This window comes from Shewanella sp. MF05960 (assembly GCF_050849305.1).
Classification (GTDB): Bacteria; Pseudomonadota; Gammaproteobacteria; order Enterobacterales; family Shewanellaceae; genus Shewanella.
Genome location: NZ_JBOZPS010000022.1, coordinates 41646 through 59928, shown reverse-complemented (window position 1 = coordinate 59928; position 18283 = coordinate 41646). Strand labels below are relative to the sequence as shown.

The 18283-nt window shown below is 43.3% G+C and carries 20 protein-coding genes; 12 read left to right on the top strand and 8 right to left on the bottom strand.

The genetic code is table 11. From position 1 onward, the window contains the following. Positions 1–25: 25 nt before the first annotated feature. Together ACROAE_RS18115 and ACROAE_RS18110 are read right to left on the bottom strand one after the other, a co-directional pair. On the bottom strand, positions 26–1366 hold the full coding sequence (locus ACROAE_RS18115) for an NAD(P)/FAD-dependent oxidoreductase (protein ID WP_432404668.1): 1341 nt from the start codon (positions 1364–1366) through the stop codon (positions 26–28). A 40-nt stretch (positions 1367–1406) separates the two neighbouring features. Beyond that, the gene (locus tag ACROAE_RS18110; protein ID WP_432404665.1) at positions 1407–1958 is read right to left on the bottom strand and encodes a GNAT family N-acetyltransferase; all 552 of its coding nucleotides are present in this window, start codon (positions 1956–1958) and stop codon (positions 1407–1409) included. Positions 1959–2102: 144 nt separating this feature from the next. On the opposite strand from ACROAE_RS18110, the gene ACROAE_RS18105 reads away from it, so the two are divergent. From ACROAE_RS18105 to ACROAE_RS18090, 4 genes are all read left to right on the top strand, one after another. Further along, positions 2103–2804, top strand: a complete 702-nt coding sequence (locus ACROAE_RS18105; RefSeq protein WP_432404662.1) for a spondin domain-containing protein — start codon at positions 2103–2105, stop codon at positions 2802–2804. Positions 2805–2815: 11 nt separating this feature from the next. Continuing rightward, positions 2816–3535, top strand: coding sequence for a spondin domain-containing protein (locus tag ACROAE_RS18100; protein WP_432404659.1), 720 nt, complete (start codon positions 2816–2818; stop codon positions 3533–3535). Positions 3536–3645: 110 nt separating this feature from the next. Then, a complete protein-coding gene (locus ACROAE_RS18095; RefSeq protein ID WP_432404655.1) occupies positions 3646–4380 on the top strand; it encodes a response regulator transcription factor in 735 nt (244 codons plus the stop codon). After that, entirely contained in the window at positions 4380–5837 is a 1458-nt protein-coding gene (locus tag ACROAE_RS18090; RefSeq protein ID WP_432404652.1) for a sensor histidine kinase, read from the top strand. Before ACROAE_RS18095 ends, ACROAE_RS18090 begins: the two co-directional genes overlap by 1 nt. A gap of 679 nt (positions 5838–6516) precedes the next feature. Here the strand turns inward: ACROAE_RS18090 and ACROAE_RS18085 are convergent. From ACROAE_RS18085 to hemE, 3 genes are all read right to left on the bottom strand, one after another. Then, positions 6517–7119 (bottom strand): class I SAM-dependent methyltransferase, encoded by a 603-nt coding sequence (locus ACROAE_RS18085; protein WP_432404648.1) that lies wholly within the window; start codon positions 7117–7119, stop codon positions 6517–6519. Between the two features lie 160 nt (positions 7120–7279). Then, positions 7280–7468, bottom strand: coding sequence for a YgaP family membrane protein (locus tag ACROAE_RS18080; RefSeq protein WP_432404645.1), 189 nt, complete (start codon positions 7466–7468; stop codon positions 7280–7282). A 469-nt stretch (positions 7469–7937) separates the two neighbouring features. Continuing rightward, positions 7938–9002, bottom strand: a complete 1065-nt coding sequence (hemE, locus tag ACROAE_RS18075) for a uroporphyrinogen decarboxylase (protein WP_432404642.1) — start codon at positions 9000–9002, stop codon at positions 7938–7940. 453 nt (positions 9003–9455) lie between these two features. Here hemE and rsd point away from each other — a divergent pair, with 453 nt between their 5' ends. Further along, a complete protein-coding gene (rsd, locus tag ACROAE_RS18070; protein ID WP_432404639.1) occupies positions 9456–9923 on the top strand; it encodes a sigma D regulator in 468 nt (155 codons plus the stop codon). A 99-nt stretch (positions 9924–10022) separates the two neighbouring features. Here rsd and ACROAE_RS18065 read toward each other — a convergent pair whose 3' ends face one another. The 3 genes from ACROAE_RS18065 to ACROAE_RS18055 all read right to left on the bottom strand — a co-directional run bounded on the left by ACROAE_RS18065 (position 10023) and on the right by ACROAE_RS18055 (position 12195). Then, entirely contained in the window at positions 10023–11072 is a 1050-nt protein-coding gene (locus ACROAE_RS18065) for an MJ1255/VC2487 family glycosyltransferase (protein WP_432404636.1), read from the bottom strand. A gap of 68 nt (positions 11073–11140) precedes the next feature. Beyond that, complete coding sequence (locus tag ACROAE_RS18060) at positions 11141–11656, bottom strand: phosphatase PAP2 family protein (RefSeq protein ID WP_432404633.1); 516 nt, start codon at positions 11654–11656, stop codon at positions 11141–11143. A gap of 290 nt (positions 11657–11946) precedes the next feature. Then, the gene (locus ACROAE_RS18055; RefSeq protein WP_432404630.1) at positions 11947–12195 is read right to left on the bottom strand and encodes a YgjV family protein; all 249 of its coding nucleotides are present in this window, start codon (positions 12193–12195) and stop codon (positions 11947–11949) included. A 383-nt stretch (positions 12196–12578) separates the two neighbouring features. On the opposite strand from ACROAE_RS18055, the gene rraA reads away from it, so the two are divergent. The 7 genes from rraA to tatB all read left to right on the top strand — a co-directional run bounded on the left by rraA (position 12579) and on the right by tatB (position 18283). Then, positions 12579–13064, top strand: coding sequence for a ribonuclease E activity regulator RraA (rraA, locus tag ACROAE_RS18050; RefSeq protein ID WP_188957327.1), 486 nt, complete (start codon positions 12579–12581; stop codon positions 13062–13064). Between the two features lie 123 nt (positions 13065–13187). Then, complete coding sequence (locus tag ACROAE_RS18045; protein ID WP_432404626.1) at positions 13188–14216, top strand: formimidoylglutamase; 1029 nt, start codon at positions 13188–13190, stop codon at positions 14214–14216. 269 nt (positions 14217–14485) lie between these two features. Next, a complete protein-coding gene (gene ubiE, locus ACROAE_RS18040) occupies positions 14486–15241 on the top strand; it encodes a bifunctional demethylmenaquinone methyltransferase/2-methoxy-6-polyprenyl-1,4-benzoquinol methylase UbiE (RefSeq protein ID WP_432404623.1) in 756 nt (251 codons plus the stop codon). Next, positions 15241–15861: a ubiquinone biosynthesis accessory factor UbiJ gene (locus ACROAE_RS18035; RefSeq protein WP_432404620.1), complete on the top strand. Its 621-nt coding sequence runs from the start codon at positions 15241–15243 to the stop codon at positions 15859–15861. The genes ubiE and ACROAE_RS18035 overlap by 1 nt, the downstream gene beginning before the upstream one ends. Next, positions 15858–17507: a ubiquinone biosynthesis regulatory protein kinase UbiB gene (gene ubiB / locus ACROAE_RS18030; protein WP_432404615.1), complete on the top strand. Its 1650-nt coding sequence runs from the start codon at positions 15858–15860 to the stop codon at positions 17505–17507. Before ACROAE_RS18035 ends, ubiB begins: the two co-directional genes overlap by 4 nt. 110 nt (positions 17508–17617) lie before the next feature. Further along, positions 17618–17863, top strand: a complete 246-nt coding sequence (tatA, locus tag ACROAE_RS18025) for a Sec-independent protein translocase subunit TatA (RefSeq protein WP_432404611.1) — start codon at positions 17618–17620, stop codon at positions 17861–17863. A 6-nt stretch (positions 17864–17869) separates the two neighbouring features. After that, the gene (tatB, locus tag ACROAE_RS18020; RefSeq protein ID WP_432404608.1) at positions 17870–18283 is read left to right on the top strand and encodes a Sec-independent protein translocase protein TatB; all 414 of its coding nucleotides are present in this window, start codon (positions 17870–17872) and stop codon (positions 18281–18283) included.

Here is an 18283-nt window from a genome sequence, read left to right as displayed (position 1 = left end):
CGTCTATTAACCTAGAAATGGCAGATTAACCAAAGCGGTCCTTTAACCAACCATAATGATAATAACCCCATTGCCCAAGGCGTCTTGCTTGGGTAAAGGGGAATTTCGGCAACGCTTGCTGATATAAAGGTAGATTAGGCAACGTTTCACCGACAATACTTTGTGCTAATCGATACGCTGCTTGACTGCTAAACGACACGCCCGCACCGCAATATCCTAAGCTGTACCCTACACCACCTTTACTATACACATGAGGCATATCGTCCATCGCTGCGGCAATCCAGCCGGTCCAGTTATAGGCTATCGCTTTGCTTGATAAACTCGGAAAACATTTATTAAGTGCCATTTTTAAGCGCTCACCATATACAGGGTTTGCCGCATCTTTGCCCCACACCGCACCACGGCCACCAAACAGTAAGCGGTTGTCTGGCAGTAAGCGGTAATAGTATTTTAAAATACGCGTGTCCATGGTGACTTGATGCGTATGCAAACCAGCCTGTGTCAGCTCTTGAGGGGTGAGCGGCTCGGTAACAATCACATTGCTTAATATCGGTAAAAACTTGTCATCTATTCGCTGATTAAAGCGCTTTGGTGTGTAGGCATTGCCCGCCATAATCACCTTATTAGCAATCAACTCTCCGTTGGCGGTGATTAAACGATGCTTACCGCCCTCTTCAATCCAATCTAATACGCAAGATTGCTCAGAAATAGTCACGCTTTGGGCTTGTACCATGTCCTTATAACCGAGTAATAATTTAAGCGGATTAAGACCAAAACCGTCCTTTAAGCGTAAAGCGCCATAGGCTTGATGATGGTCTAAATACTGGGTTCTAAAATCGTGGCTAGTGATAAACTCAGCGCCGCTATCTTGGCTATCTGTTAGGTGTTGTTGGATATACTGAGCCGCATTTTGTAATGTGACCAGTGCTTTGGGATTATGGGCCACTTTTAAATAACCGGCTTCTTGCGGCTCACAGGCAATATTGTGTTGTTTAATTAAGCCATCGACGCGCGCGACAGCTTGGGTAAACTCATCATAAATGCCTTTGGTGGTGGCTAAACCCCAACGCTGAGTCATGGCGGCATACCCTAACCGGCCTGAGCCTTTTAACACAAACCCAGCATTACGAGCACTCGCACCAAAGCCAATTTGGTTAGCCTCTAACACATGACAATCTATATTGAATTCGGTTGCTAAGTAATATGCTGTTAGCAAGCCAGTGTAACCGCCGCCAATAATAGCCACATCGGTTTGTTGGCGGCCAGATAATGCAGCAGTGGGGTCGCCTAATGCTTGGGTCGTCGCCCAATAGCTGGGCGCAAAAGGTTGGTTGTTAGGATAAGAGTTAACCAATGGATCGTACATATTGCGCTTCTTCTTATTATATTAAAATGAGTAAACCCGACTAAAAAATTAACAGCATTTCACAGGCGACACAGTGGCAGTCGTGATCGCAAATAACGCACATATACTCTTCGCCCATATAACGTTGATGCCAGCGCTGAGGATGTTCGGCAATTAACTGCCCGCCCGCTTTCGTAAAATAGCGCACTGCTGCATTATTGGGGCTTTGTTGCCACAAATGACTCACTCCCGCTTTAGCACCTTGGGCAATCACTGCCGTTTTAGACGCTGCTAATAACTGTCCGCCAAGACCTTGGCCACGGGCCGATTCTGCAATAGTGTTCGATTTGAAATAACACACATCCTCAAATGCAACGCCCCACTTATCTACCGTGCACCACTGATCTTGCGGCCACTGCCCTGCGGCATACGTTAACCGAAAACCAATTAGCTGATCGTTTTCAATTGCGACAAAATTGGCGTTAATACTGTGTTTAATGCCTTTGTGATAAATCGCCGTGAGTTCAGCTATGTCCATATAACCACTGCCGTGAACAATTTCGCCTAGGGCTATCACTGCATCAAAGTCAGCGTGGGTCAGTTCTCTAATCATAATCTTATATTCTTGTCTGTTTCAGCACACTTTAGCACACGCCAATATAGCCAGCTACGATGTTAAACTTTTGTGATAATTTGGCAATAACCTGGTGAAACTCCTGCCGCATACTGGATGCAATTAAACAAAAGGAGCTCGGTTATGAAACGTACATTAGTGACTGCAAGTCTTATGGCTGCTGGATTATTTAGTCTTCCAACTTTGGCAGCGGATATTGAAGTTAGCGTGACCAATTTAACTCACGGAAATCACTTCACCCCTCTTTTGATCGCGGCTCACGACGCTGACAGTCATCTGTTTCAAGTAGGTACCGAAGCCTCTGCAGCATTGCAGAAAATGGCTGAAGGTGGTGACATTGCCGATTTAGATGCTGCCGTTACCGGTAATGCGGGAGTCACATCAGCCAACCCAGCAATGGGATTACTGGCCGCCGGTGCAAGCGTGAGCGAAGTGATGCTGGATACTGGCGATAATACCCATTTATCGATTGTTGCGATGGTGTTACCTACTAACGATGCTTTTGTTGGGCTAGATGGTTGGGAAATACCAACAGAAGCGGGCACTTATACTATGTACGTAAATGCTTATGATGCTGGCACCGAAGCCAATGATGAAATCATTAATGGTGGCGGCATGTCAGGCGTACCGGGCATCCCTGCAGCTCCTGGTGGTGACGGCGGAGCCAATGGTACGGGTGTAATGGACAATTCTGAAAACAGTAATGTACATACCCATCCAGGCGTTTTAGGTGACATGGACCCTGCTGGTGGCATGAGTGACCTAGACAGCCGCGTACATCGCTGGTTGAACCCTGTAGCCAAAGTTGTGGTGACAGTAAAATAAGGAGGTAGCCCATGAAACTCACTGACTTTACATTAAAGCCCAGTTTACTCGCCATGCTGGCAACAGCCACCCTATTAACCGCGTGTGGTAATGACGACAACGATACCGTTGACGAGACTCCGCCAGCCCCTGTGATGCAAACCTTCACGGTGACAGTGACTAACTTAACCGCTAATCAACCCATGTCGCCGGTAATTTTAGCCGCTCATGCTAGCGATGCGATGTTATGGAACGCCGGTGAAATGGCCAGCGAAGCGATAGAGAAAATGGCTGAAGGTGGTGATACTGCCGATATAGCCGCGCTAGGCGTGATCAATAGCAGCGTTAACGGCACAGGCTTATTAATGCCTGGTATGTCAGAAACCCTAACCTTGACCTTAGATGAAGCCGATGTGGCGAGTATTAGCTTAGCGACCATGCTGGTTAACACTAACGATGCCTTTACTGGCATTAACAGTTATGCCATTGCCGGTATGCAAATCGATGCAACAACCGCGATGAAGTTTATGGCTTATGATGCAGGCACTGAAGCCAACAGCGAAGCCAAAGGCACTATGCCAGGACCCGCTGATGGCGGCGAAGGCTTTAATGCTGCGCGTGATGATGTCGACTTTGTCCATATTCATCCAGGTGTTATTTCAATGTACGACGGTTTAGCCGATTCGGTACTGGATGCATCACATCGTTTTGATAACCCCGTGTTAGCCGTCACTATTATGCGGACTGAATAAGCTTAATCGCTCGTGTCGACTGAATAAATGTTAACCAGGTTGAAATTTATTCTCCTTAAAGCAGGTCTAAGTATTAATGCAACTACTGGATTTGCTTTGAGGAAGTCACCATGAATGGAACCGCTAAACATAACGGCCATGTTTGTCCGCAACATATTTTGCTCGTTGAAGACGAACAAGACCTGGCTAAATTAATCATACTTAACCTCAAAGCACTCAACTACAGCGTCGATCACGCCACTACCTTGAAGCAAGCCATGCACATTATCGAGCATAAAAAGCTCGACCTCATATTAATGGACCGCATGCTCCCCGATGGTGATGGCATAATGTTGTGTGAGCAATTACGCCAAGCAGGTAAGGAAGTGCCGCTGATGCTGTTAACCGCCAAAGACTCAGAAGCAGATGTCGTATTAGGCCTTGAGGCCGGAGCCGATGATTATCTGGTGAAGCCTTTTAGCGTATTAGAACTGCGCGCCCGTGTAAAAGCCTTACTAAGACGCGGTAAAGCCCATCAAGAGCAAACCCAACAAATTGAATTTAATAGCGTTACCATTAACTCCAGCACCCGCGAAGTCACCGCATTTAACAAAGCGCTCACCCTCACCGCCCGCGAGTTTGATTTACTGCTGTTTTTAGCCAAACATCCGCTACAAGTTTTCAGCCGAATGCAATTACTCGAAGCCGTGTGGGGTTACAACTATGACGGTTACGAGCACACTGTTAATAGTCATATCAATCGATTACGCAATAAATTGTCGCAGTGTTCACCCGAACATGACTTAGTGAAAACCGTATGGGGCGTAGGCTATAAATTTTCACCACCAGAGGTGCAAACCCACTAATGAATCGCCTATTTAACCGACTATTTCTAACCGCTACACTCATTGCATTATTGTTATTTGTCGCCTTATGGCAATGGTTGCAACTCAACCATGAGTTTAGCCGCAACCAAATACAACAATCACTGCATCGCGAATTGGCTGAACACATGGCCCACATCAATCCTTTGCTGTCGCAAGGCATCACCTCTGATGCAGCGCTTAAAGAAGCCTTTCATGACTTTATGCTGTTAGGCCCAAGTTTTGAAATTTACACTCTAGATCCAAATGGCCAAGTGATTGCTTATGATGCCAAAGACGAAAAAATTAAAACCCACCGTGTTGATACTAATATCATTCAGCAATTTTTAGCCGGCGAAAACCTGCCTGTGCTTGGCACAGATCCGCGCAGTGAAGACACCCAAAAGATATTTTCGGTGAGTAAATTAATTAACGTAGATGGACTTCACAGCGGCTATTTGTACGTGATTATTGGTGGCGAAGATTACGACAGCTGGCAAGCACTGATTAATGCCGAAAACCAACCAAAAATATGGGGCGCCACTATCGGATTTTGGATCATTTTTGCCTTAGTGCTCTTTGTGATTTTATTGCGCTATTTTACTCGTCCGGTCCAAAAGTTAGCCCAGGATTTAACCGAGCTAAAAGATAACCCTATGTCAGACAATCTGATGCTACCGCAGCGTTATCGCGGCAGTTTAGAAATAAGCCAGCTAAGTCATCATATCAATCATTTACTGCAAGAAATCCAACTGCAACAACAGCAAGTTAAACGCCAACAACAAGCTAAACATGACTTTTTATTGCACCTGTCGCATGACTTAAAAACCCCGCTTACTGCACTGTTAGGCTATATCGACACCTGGCTTATTTTGCCTGAAAATGAGCGCGACGAGGCATTGATCCAATATGCGGCCAACTCTGGCCAAACCTTACAACAGTTATTGGCACAGCTATTAGAATTAGCCGCATTAGAAAATGGTCAAATCGACGCCCAATTACAACAAGTCAACTTAAGTGAATTGCTTAGCGAGATTGAACAAACTTTTACTCCACGGGCTAAAAAACTCGGGGTTCAGCTGGATTTTGACATCAACCATACAAGCCAAATTTATACCGACCCCACGTTAATGCGCCGCATACTCAATAACTTAGTCGACAACGCGCTGCGCTACACTCCCGCCGGCGGCAAGATTCAAATCATCAATGTACTCCACAATAACCAGCAATGGTTAACCGTGCGTGATACCGGCGCAGGCATGCACAAACATGAAGTCGACGCCCTCAAACAATTGTCGATGACCACGCTGTCTTTTGAGCCTAATCAAAGCCTGCCACAACTCGGCGTCGGACTCGCCATCGTCAGGCAATTATTGGGGTTATTAAAGTGCAAAATTGAAATCGACAGCCAACCAGGGGTGGGAAGTGAGTTTAAGATAGAGCTGGTGACACAAAGTTAATCTCATTTTTGAATCGCAAATGAATAACGATTTCTTCATATCTAAAATTGGTACTGACTAAGGTTTATCTATCATTAAGCGTCATGATAACTAATTGCCTGCAGCAGGCTATCGTGCAGATAATTCAGCGAGACGCCGCAAGCACCTCCATGTGGGCTTAACCAAAACATCCCTGTTTTGGATACTCGCTGACTCATCTGCACCTGTCATTCGACTCTCTTCGATTTAGCATCATGGCTTTCTACAAGTGAAAACCCAATAAAAAACATCATGGGACTCTATGATGTTTTTTGGTGAGCATTTCTTTCTTTGTTTCTACTGATGGGCTAGGAGAAATATTCCTACATTGGTTATAGCGTGAGTCCAGACGTGGTTGTCTGACTAGCTTTCGCGTTACAGGATGTACCATCGGAATCGTTAGTATTTTCATTTTTTATTAGAAGATGGGCAGAAGCAGACTACAAACACGGTTAAAAGATGGATTCAACCACGACGCGAAATTATCGCATCTATTACTTAAATTGCATGAGATAATTTTGATATGACGGCTGGGAGATCCAAGAGGGAACCGCCGTTGGTTTCCTCTTGGTCTGGTGTGGGCGAAGCGCCACGGCGTTAGCGGCCGTAGGTCATACCCATAAAAAAATATTAGTGAAAATCGCCACAACTCCGAAAAACATTAAGCCGCTTTGCAACCCACGATTTGCACTACAGCACTGTCTCCCTGATGATATTTACCTTCAGAGATATGCCTTTCGACTTCAATACCAATCAAAAATTCGAGCCCGTTAAGCTCGGATTCTAATGCTTCCAAAGACATAAATAACTCTTTGCTCGACGGAGGCGGTCCGCCTATGCCTGTCATATAAATATGGCGCTCTGTAAAGGCTTCTAAAATAAACACACCGTTAATTTTCAGTGCACTTACCGCTTGGCGGTGGAGATCTTTACGTAATGAAGGCGGAACATGTGCAGAGATTGAGACGATACCATCCCAAATATTTTGCCCTAAATCATAATGACTTAAATCGGCAACCACGGTTGTTATCTCTACACCACATTCTACTGCAAGGGCTTGTGCTTTTTTAAGGCCGACTGCAGATTGATCGACAGCGGTAACCTTGTAGCCTTGCTTCGCTAAAAACACCGCATTTCGGCCTTCACCTTCAGCTAAGCACAGTACTCGACCACCTTTAGGAATACGAGAACACTCAGACTTTAAAAAATCATTAGGCTCAACGCCATATACAAAGCCTGCTTGGTTATATCTTTGATCCCACATCAACACTCCTACATTCAAGCTAATTAACACCTAGCCTCAACAACCAATATATACAACGCACAAAGTTAGCTGTGCACACCCTACATATCAATGGTTAAATTTGAAGGGTACAAGTCATCCTTTGACGGCATACCCCACAATAATATTTAAAGTCTTAAGTTTATTTCTTAGTTTCGCAAGTTGATATGCCAAAAGGTACATAAGCAGGGCACCAGCCAAACGTTGCGGTGAACAATGGAATAATCCCGACGACTCCCCACCAAGACTGATTATAAAAGCCAACTGCAATAATACATGCTCCAAGAAATATCCTTATCATCCGATCGGTTTTACCTATGTTACATTTCATATAAACCTCCATTTACACCGTTTATGATTGTGATTTAACATTCACTAAACCATTCACTTCAAGGTTAGAAAAAAAACCAATAACTGAATCTTTAGTCGCTAACATCAAAAATTGAATCAACTATTGCAAATTAAATGCTAAAACCATCTTGCACTTGATCCAGATCAATAATTAGCCAACCCATTATAACCTGTGTGTTTTTCACTCACCTATATGATTAACAATATGCCTTTATTACTCAAAAAAACAGCAAAAATTCAACTTTTAAAAATCACATTTTAATTGCAGATACAGCGTCGATATTAGCCAATAGATAAATGAAAAGGTTCAAACATAAAACGAATAGACAGAAGTGAATAATGTGGGATGCAACTCGTTAGATCGCACAAAGAGACCAATACAACAAACGGCTATTATAAAACAAAAAAGCGAACCCGAAGGTTCGCTTTTGTTAGCTCATACCACTCAATTACTTGTGGTATTTACCCGATAACTCATGCACAGAATTGATAAATGCACCAGCATGTTCAGGGTCAACATGTTGATGAATACCATGGCCTAAGTTAAATACATGGCCGGTACCTTCACCGTAGCTTGCAAGAATTTGATCCACTTCCTGATGAATACGCTCAGGCGATGCATACAACATTGATGGGTCCATGTTGCCTTGTAATGCCACTTTATGACCTACACGACGACGAGCATCACCAATATCAACAGTCCAATCTAAACCAAGTGCATCACAACCGGTTTCAGCCATAGACTCTAACCATAATCCGCCACCTTTAGTGAACAAGGTCACTGGCACTTTACGGCCATCGGCAAAACGGGTTAAACCATCAACAATTTTTTGCATATAACGTAATGAGAATTCGCGGTAAGCGTGATGCGATAATGCACCGCCCCACGAGTCGAAAATCATTAACGATTGTGCGCCGTTAGCCACCTGAGCGTTAAGGTATAACACAACTGAGTCGGCCAACTTGTCTAGTAACATGTGAAGTGCTGCAGGTTCTGCATATGCCATACGTTTGATTTTTTCAAACGTTTTGCTTGAACCGCCTTCAACCATATAAGTGGCTAATGTCCAAGGTGAACCTGAAAAGCCAATTAACGGTACAGCGCCATTAAGTTCACGACGAATGGTGCTCACTGCACGCATTACGTAACCTAATTCGTCTTCTGGATCTGGGATGCAAAGCTTTTTGATGGCATCTATCGTATCTGTTGGACGTTGAAAACGTGGACCTTCGCCCTCTTCAAAATACAATCCAAGACCCATCGCATCGGGTACCGTCAAAATATCTGAGAATAAAATCGCAGCATCTAAATCATAACGACGTAACGGTTGTAACGTTACTTCACAAGCCAATTCAGCATTGCGGCACAAAGACATAAAGTCGCCTGCCTGCGCTCGAGTGGCTTTGTATTCTGGTAAATAACGGCCTGCTTGGCGCATCATCCATACAGGAGTGACATCAACTGGCTGCTTTAGCAACGCACGTAAATAACGATCATTCTTTAATTCTGCCATGTGGGCTTTCTTCCTAGACTGTTATGATTTCTGCTGGGCGGTAGTTTAGCACTTACGCGATTAATGTAACCACCCATGCAAGAGATATGTGAGCTATTCCTAAATCTGATGACTATTTTTTTAACATATCCACTTCCCTGCTCACAAAATACACAATACTGACGCGTAAATCGCAAATTATTGGATTAAACGTTGCGCCACAGTGAGTCGTTTGGTATAAAAAGTGTGCGCTAGCAAGAACAATCAAGAAGCCCGATAAATCGAGCCTTTGAAAACTTCGTTACCCCGTGATGGCTTGCCATCACGGGGTTTTTTATTCTCTATTCTCCCCCGCCCTCTATATTCACCACCTCTAGCTGGTTGGTCCTGAAAATATAAATAAAACAGTTGATCACAATACACTTTGTCCAATACATTAGGTGTTATATAAAGGTTGCTGATTAGAGAAAACACATGCTAACAAAATTAGAAAAAGCAGAAAAACGCTGGGGCGGCGCCAACAAATTAATCGATCAGTGGCTTAATCACCGCAGAAAATTATTGATCCAGTATTTTATTGTTGCAGGTCTCGCACCCTATTCTCGGACAGAAAAGTCGCTACCAAGCCTTGAACAAGTTAAAGACTTTTGCGATCAATTAGTCGACTATGTGTCTGAAGGCCACTTTGAGGTTTACAACAACGTAGTAAAAGCTTGTGAGAAATTTGGCGAGTCAAGCACAGATACAGCCAAAGGTTTATTGCCGCTAATTAGTGACAGTACCGATACAGCCTTGGACTTTAACGATAAATACACCGAAGCCGCCGACGAAAACATCTTGTATCAGTTAGACACCGATCTATCGAAATTGGCTCAAGCCCTGGAATCACGTTTCGAGTTAGAAGATCAGCTATTAGAAGTGCTACACAACCGCCACTCGTAATCAACATGACGCAGTCGCCTTATTCAGCCTAGATAAAAAGTACAAATACTCGCACTTTTTTGCTTTCTGTTTATAATTTTTGCTCTCTGTCAAAAGAGTCTATTGTTTTTTATGCCAGTTTTCGGGCAATTCAACTTGCGACCATAAGTCTTGGCAGAGTATTTCAGGCTGATGCCAATCGCCCTTTTTTAACCAATCAACTAACGCGTTACCCACTTGCGGATACGCAATGGGCTTAGGCGACGACGATTTAAGCCAGCGCTTTAATATTACAGAATCTAAACTGTCCATACTCTCGGCAGCGGCCAATAATTGCAGTGCAGCGACATTAGCGAGTTGCTCAAATTGCCCCATCAATGGTTTAACCAGCAGCTTTTTACCTAACGTCATCGCCTCACTGGCTAATTCAAAGCCTGCATTACCAATCACACCACCACATTGCGACATATGTTGCTTAAACCCTTCTCGGTTAAAACCATGCCAATGAATATGCGCCCCAATACCTTTTAGCGGTTTAGTGCTGTGATAAACAAAAAATTGATACTGGTCGAACGGTGCTAAAAACTCGGCAATCAGGTCGGGATCCTCAAACGGTAAATACACTAGTATTTGGTGGCTATGATCGCCACAACTCGCAGACACCTCAACTAAAGGCGGTAATATAGGAAACCCAAAATGATGCCAATGACAGCCAAGTGAAATGTCCACTGGCGCAAAACGGTTTAGGAGCAGTTCATTAAACCAATTTGTGCCTTGCTTCGGTACATCGTATTGCAATGCAGCTTGATGACTAATGGCAATCGACGGCACATTTTGCTGACGTGCAGCCCAAGCCGTAATAGGTTCAAAATCATTTAATACCAGGTCATAACCCGTTAACTCTAATTGTTTAATTTCAGAAAAAATATTAGTCACTAGATTTTGCTTGGCGGTTTTAGACACATTAACCCGACCATTTTCAGTCATGAATGTCATGCCGTTACGTGTTTGGTAATCGCCAAAACATTGCATATCAAAGTACTGCTCAGATGGGCGACCAGAAAATAAAAAATCGACATCAATATTATGTTGGCCAAGGGCTTTAGCCATCACTCGCGCACGACTAATATGACCATTCCCCGTGCCTTGAACCCCGTACAAAATTTTCATATCGCCTTAATATCCTCTGTGGTTGAGTGAATAGGTGCTGTAAAACAGCACTTAATATCCATATTCAGTTACAACATTAATTGCTCAACCAGCATAACCGAGCCCATTCCTAGTCCTGCACCAGCAATAATATCTAACGGATAATGCACGCCAAGGCCAATTCGTGATGCCCCCACAAAACACGCCCAAGCAAAGACAATAGGAGCTAGCGATGGAAAAATCACATTCACCACACTAGCGAACAGAAATGCTCCTGCAGTGTGCCCAGACGGTAAGCTGAATTTGTCTGACGGTTCAAAACATGAATCAAAATTGGCCAATGCATGACAGGGACGATGACGTCGAATGCTATTTTTTAGCAATAAATACAGCGGAAATTCGACAATAAAACTGCCGAGCACTAAATTGAAAAATGGTTGACCATGAGGATGAAAAAATAATAATGCGACAGAACAGTAAACATAGTACTGACCATCGCCAGTTGCCGACACCCGCTTAGCCGCCTGGCTTAATTGATTGTCTCGACTAAATTGCACTATCCAATAAAACCAATATTTATCTAACTCACTGATACTTATCTTCATGCTTGACTCCATGCCAAACGCTGGGACATCTTCAACCCGAGCAAGGTTATTTATTTGTTAATAAGTCAAATAATAAAGAGCCGCAATGAATGCGAAGTGACAGTTAGCCTAAAGTTTTATGACAGTGAAATAGTGAACGGTAAATCGTGATCCATATTAACAATGGCTTTGAATGAGGTGATTAAAACAAAAAACCTCTCAAACAGAAGCTTGAGAGGTTTTATTATCGACTTAGTCTGACTTAGTTAGTGCGACTTAAGTGAGTGCGACTCACTTCGCTAAACAGCAATCTAGGCAGTTTGAGTTTGCAACTGCTTATTACGGTAAATTTTAGCTAAGTGATAAATGTTAATACAGGCAACGAAGGCATTCATGCCCGCCACTGGCCACGCTTCGATTGAATACCCGTAAGCAACAAAGAAAGAACAACCAAGAAAATTTAAACATCTTAAAAAGACGATGTCTTTCATCATCAAAGAAATCGCAACCATAACTGATGCTGCATACCCTAAGACTTCAATCAAATCGATATTTTCCATAAGAACCTCAATTTCAGGCTCTCTGCCTTCCGTAAGCGTAACGGGGGATCCGTGCCCCTAAAGCTAGCAAAAAATTTAAACTAACATTAATAATCTACGTAATATGCTAACAAAATGTTGAGCAGAAATGTAATTAAAAAACGTATTAGGATGACCTAAATCAACATATATCGACTAATTGGTTCAAATTGAAAGAAAATTACTTCCAAAATTGATCCTTGTTCTGTATTTAGGTTAATCAGCTCATTTCAAGCATTTACACAAAATGTTGATTTACAACAATCGCGTGATTGATAAGGCTTTTATTTTCGTAAAAAGCTCATATAATTCATTTATCTTTGCTTGACCCAGCAATTCCCCTTGCTGCCTAACAGGAGTTAAATATGGAATACAACACCTCAGAACTTTGCGACATGTATATTGATGTAGTTGATGTCGTAGAACCAATGTTCAGTAACTACGGTGGTTGCAGCTCTTTCGGTGGCTCAATCAGTACCATTAAGTGTTTTGAAGATAACGGCCTGATTGCTGACGCTTTAGAAGAAGATGGCGAAGGCAAAGTACTGTTAGTTGACGGCGGTGGATCATTAAGACGTGCACTTCTAGACGGTAGAATTGCTGAGCTTGCTGTCGCAAACAACTGGGAAGGCATTATTATTTATGGTTCTGTGCGCGATGTTGATGCACTTGAAGAACTAGATATTGGTATTCAAGCCATTGCATCTATTCCTGTTGGCGCAGAAGGTAACGGTGTAGGTGAAGTTGAAATTCCGGTTAACTTTGGCGGTGTGACGTTCTTACCTGGTGACCATATCTATGCTGATAATACTGGCGTGATTTTATCTCCAGAACCTTTAGATATTGAATAATACCTAACGGCTATCAAGTCGTTGCTAAACACTTTGTTTTAGCTGGTCGACAACTACTTTAAAAAACCAGCTATGCTGGTTTTTTTATGCCGATTTCAGGACTATTTTACAGTGAGGCACATTATGTTTACTGCATTTACTGAACAACATTGTCAGGAATTGCTCAATACCAGAGCCAATGAGACTAAATTAGGCCAACGAGTGTTACTGGCTAACGCGGATCTATCGCTTGAGCAAAATGCACAATATGCTGCGTCGCACGGCGCCCGCTTTGCCATTCTTGCAATAGCCGAAGATGTTGGTCCTCGGGCTAATCTAGGCCGAGGTGGCGCCAACGATGCCTTTAATGCGAGTGTCAGCCAATTTGTTAATTTGCAATCTAATCGGTTTTTAGACGGAAATGAATGCGTCATCCTCGGGCAGATTAGCCTCGCCTCGTCACCAGAATCAACAGCCAGTATTGATGAGCTTCGCCAAGCAACGGCAGAGCTAGACCAATTAGTCATCGAAGCAACAACCCATATATTGCAAGCCGGATTAGAACCCATAGTGATTGGCGGCGGTCACAACAATGCATATGGTTTATTAATGGCCACCAAAGCCTATAACGGCTTACCGGTTGCAGCGGTAAATCTAGACCCTCACAGTGATTTCAGACCGCGAGAAGGACGCCATAGCGGTAACGGGTTTAGTTATGCTGCCGCAAGCGGCGCGCTAGACCACTATCATATTTTAGGATTGCATGAACTGAAAAACACCGAAGCAACACTTGAGCAATTAAGCCTTTTTGGGGCCACATGGCATAGTTTTCAACAAATTTGGGTACGCCGTGAGCTGCCACTCGAAACAGCGTTAAAACACATTGCCAAAGGGTTAAATCAAACCCAATTACCGGTAGCATTAGAAATCGATGTTGACGCGATTGCCAATATGCCAAGCAGCGCCGCCACATTTGCCGGTATTCCGCTACTCGATGCCTGCCATTATGTCCACTATATCGCCAAACATTGCCCATGCAGTTATGTGCATTTTGCTGAAGCTGCACCAGCATGCCATCACTCGGGGCAAATCGCGGGTTATCGAGATGTTGGCCAAGGCCTTAGTGAGTTAATTTACGCTTATATTCAAGGGCGACTAGCGCGCTTGAATTAGAATCCCCTGAAGCTATTCATTAAAGGCTAATTTTATGCTCTAATGCAGGGCAATTTTTTAGCCTTTGATAGCGACGTTAATCAGGGTTAATCGACGCGAGAGCATTGCGGCGTGTTAAGATGATGTGAACCACTGAACGTGTATGCATGACAACTAATTGATTGTTGTCACACTCTAGCACTACAGTGTTTCAGCAATCATTCGCAATGACTTACACTCGCTATTACTTACACTCGCAATGAATAATCGCACATTATAGGAATATACCGATGTCTGAGGGCGAACCAAAGAACACTCATTTTGGATATAAAACCGTCGAAGCGGATAAAAAGGCTGATTTAGTCGCGGATGTGTTTCACTCTGTCGCGGCTAAATACGACATTATGAATGACGTGATGTCTTTTGGTATTCACCGCTTTTGGAAGCGTCACACGATTGAAACGGCAGCAGCGCGCCCAGGAATGAAGGTATTAGATCTCGCTGGTGGTACTGGTGATTTAACCGCTAAATTTTCGAATCTAGTCGGCGATCGCGGCCAGGTGGTACTGGCTGATATTAACGATTCGATGCTTAAAGTGGGCCGTACTAAACTGCGCGATAAAGGCATAGTGAATAACGTCAGTTATGTGCAAGCCAATGCTGAAGCATTGCCGTTTCCAGATAACCACTTCGACATTATTACCATTGCCTTTGGTTTGCGTAATGTCACCGATAAAGACGCTGCTTTGCGTTCAATGCACCGAGTGTTAAAGCCAGGTGGCAAACTGTTAGTGCTTGAATTTTCAACGCCTAAGCATGAATTAATGCGTAAAGTTTACGACATGTATAGCTTTAAGGTGTTACCTAAAATGGGCGCATTAATCACCAAAGATGCCGACAGTTATGAATACCTAGCAGAGTCAATTCGCATGCATCCTGATCAAGAAACCCTTAAACAGATGATGGTTGATGCTGGATTTGAACAAGTTGACTACACCAACATGACCGATGGTGTTGTGGCATTGCACAAAGGTTATAAGTTCTAATGGTACCCAATCAGTTTGCTTTGTTAGTGTGCGCGGCTATCGAAACCGGTTTTAATCGATTACCGCCAAACGCTAAAGATGATTATGCCCGTCAGAAATCATTGCATGGCAAGGTGATTTGTATTCAGTTAAGCCAGTTAAGCTGGCCTATTTACCTCATCTTTGCCAAGCAAATTCAGGTCATGAGTTATTACGAAGGTGATGTCGCGGTGACCGTTAATGCCGATGCATCAACTCTTTACCAATTAACCGAAGGGGCCAATTTAACTGAGTTGATTAAACAAGATAAGCTCAGTCTCGACGGTGATATCCAGCTTTTGCAAACCCTTAGCCACTACTTACACAATATTCATTTCGATTTTGCTGAACCTTTGTCACGCTATATTGGTGATGCTCCAACTCATAAGTTAGTCACTGGCATAAAGCAATTCGGTCAAGAGATGAAGCAAGTCATGCACAAAACTCGCTCGCATATCAGCCAATTGACAACAGAAGAGTATCGCCTAGCACCGCATAAAATTGAGATGCTACATTTTCGTGATAATCTCGAAGAGCTGGTGAGCCAAACTGAACGTATCGAAGCTAAAATAGCCAAATTAAGAGAGCAAATAATTCAATGACATTTGCAAGTATCAGGCGTGGTTACCATGTCATTAAAACCATATTGCATTATGGCTTAGATGACCTCATTCCTCGACACAAAAAGCCTTGGTATTTTTCCATTTTACGTAACGGCTTATTTTGGGTGCGTAACAAACACAAAACCAAGTCCCCTGCCGAACGTTTAAAATTAGCCATGCAAGAGTTAGGTCCGGTTTATATCAAGCTGGGGCAAATGCTATCGACTCGTCGAGATTTACTCGACGATGAATGGGCTTATCAACTCGCCATGCTACAAGACAGGGTGCCGCCGTTTGATTCGGCCTTGGCTCGAGAGGCAATAGAAGCCGAACTTGGCGCACCTATCGACACCTATTTTGATGATTTTGATGATACCCCGTTAGCATCAGCGTCTATCTCGCAAGTGCACACTGCCATTTTAAAATCCAACGGTAAAGACGTGGTACTCAAGGTACTGCGCCCTAATGTGGAGCAGCAAATCTTAGCGGATTTGCAATTGATGACTCAAACCGCCAATCTGCTTGAGGCAATACTCGGTGAAGGCAATCGCCTTCGCCCTGCTGAAGTTATTGAAGATTACCAAACCACCATTTTAGGCGAGCTCAACCTTAAACTTGAAGCACTTAATGCGATAAAACTGCGTAATAACTTTATCGATTCAAATGCGCTTTATGTGCCTTTTGTTTACGAAGAACACAGCTACGAGCGCTTAATGGTCATGGAGCGGATTTACGGTATTCCAGTATCCGACACCGAAGCGCTGCGAGCTCAAGGCACTAATTTTAAACTATTGGCAGAACGTGGTGTAGAGCTGTTTTTCACTCAAGTGTTTCGCGATAACTTTTTCCATGCCGACATGCACCCTGGTAACATTTTTATCAGCCGTGAACACCCTGACGACCCATTTTATATCGGCTTAGACTGCGGAATTATGGGCACGCTAACGGAAGTCGATAAACGCTATCTTGCGGAGAATTTTTTAGCCTTTTTCAATCGTGACTATCATCGCATCGCACAGCTGTATATTGAGTCTGGCTGGGTATCTGAACACACCGATATCATTGCCTTTGAACAGGCCGTAAAAGTAGTGTGTGAGCCGATGTTTAATAAGCCATTAGACGAAATTTCGTTTGGCCATGTATTGCTGGAACTGTTTCGCACCGCACGCCATTTTGACATTGTAGTGCAACCACAACTGGTATTACTGGAAAAAACCCTTCTTTACATTGAAGGGTTAGGTCGTCAGTTATACCCGCAACTCGACTTATGGCAAACAGCCAAACCGTTTCTTGAAAATTGGATGTCTGAACAAGTTGGCCCTAAAGCCATGTTCAACAAAGTAAAGTCTAATGCACCATTTTGGGCAGACAAATTACCTGAGTTCCCAGAGCTGATTTACGACAACTTAAAACTGGGACGAAAACTACTCGGCACCCAGCAACAGATGTTAGATAAGTATCTGCGCTATCAACAAAAATCCCACAAGAGTAATTACCTGCTGATCACATCTGCAATATTGTTGATCTGTGGCACAATTTTATTATCTCAAAACGCTACACTATGGCCTGCATACACCTGCATTGGTGTTGGTGTATTGATTTGGGCAGTTGGATGGCGATCTAGGCCAAAGAATCGTAAATTTTAGCTAGCACTAATTTATTAGACAGTCATAATACTTAAAGAATTGGATGGTATTGTGTACTCCTAAGATAACGTTTTACAAAAACCATTTTTTATTTAAAGAGGATAATCTTCATGGGCGGCATCAGTATTTGGCAGCTTCTAATCGTTGCGTTAATTGTCATTTTATTATTTGGTACTAAAAAATTACGCTCATTGGGCGGTGATTTAGGTGGAGCAGTTAAAGGCTTTAAAAATGCCATGTCTCCAGAAGACGAAAAGAAATCGATAGAAGACAAAGATCTCGAAACAGACCAGACAGCAGCGACTTCGCAACAGGCCGCTGAAAAGCAACCTGAATCTAAAGATAAACAGGCGTAATTTATTATGTTTGACGGTATCGGCTTTATGGAGCTGCTGCTGATTGGTGTTTTGGGGCTTGTGGTACTCGGCCCCGAAAGACTACCGGTTGCGGTACGTTCAGTGACAGGTTGGATCCGCGCCCTAAAGCGTATGGCTAACTCTGTTAAAGATGAACTCGAACAAGAACTAAAAATTGAGCAACTACACTCTGACTTAAAAAAAGCAGAGAGCAAAGGCTTAGCCAATTTATCGCCTGAATTAAAAGAGTCGATAGAACAGTTAAAACAAGCTGCAGAATCAGTCAATAGACCTTACAAGGTCGAAGATGTTTCACCTGTTGCATCGACCACCGAAACACCAGCGGCATCGAATACAACAACGGAAAAAGCAGCCGAAAAAACATCCGAAAACAGTTCACTTCCTAAATCAAACGGATAA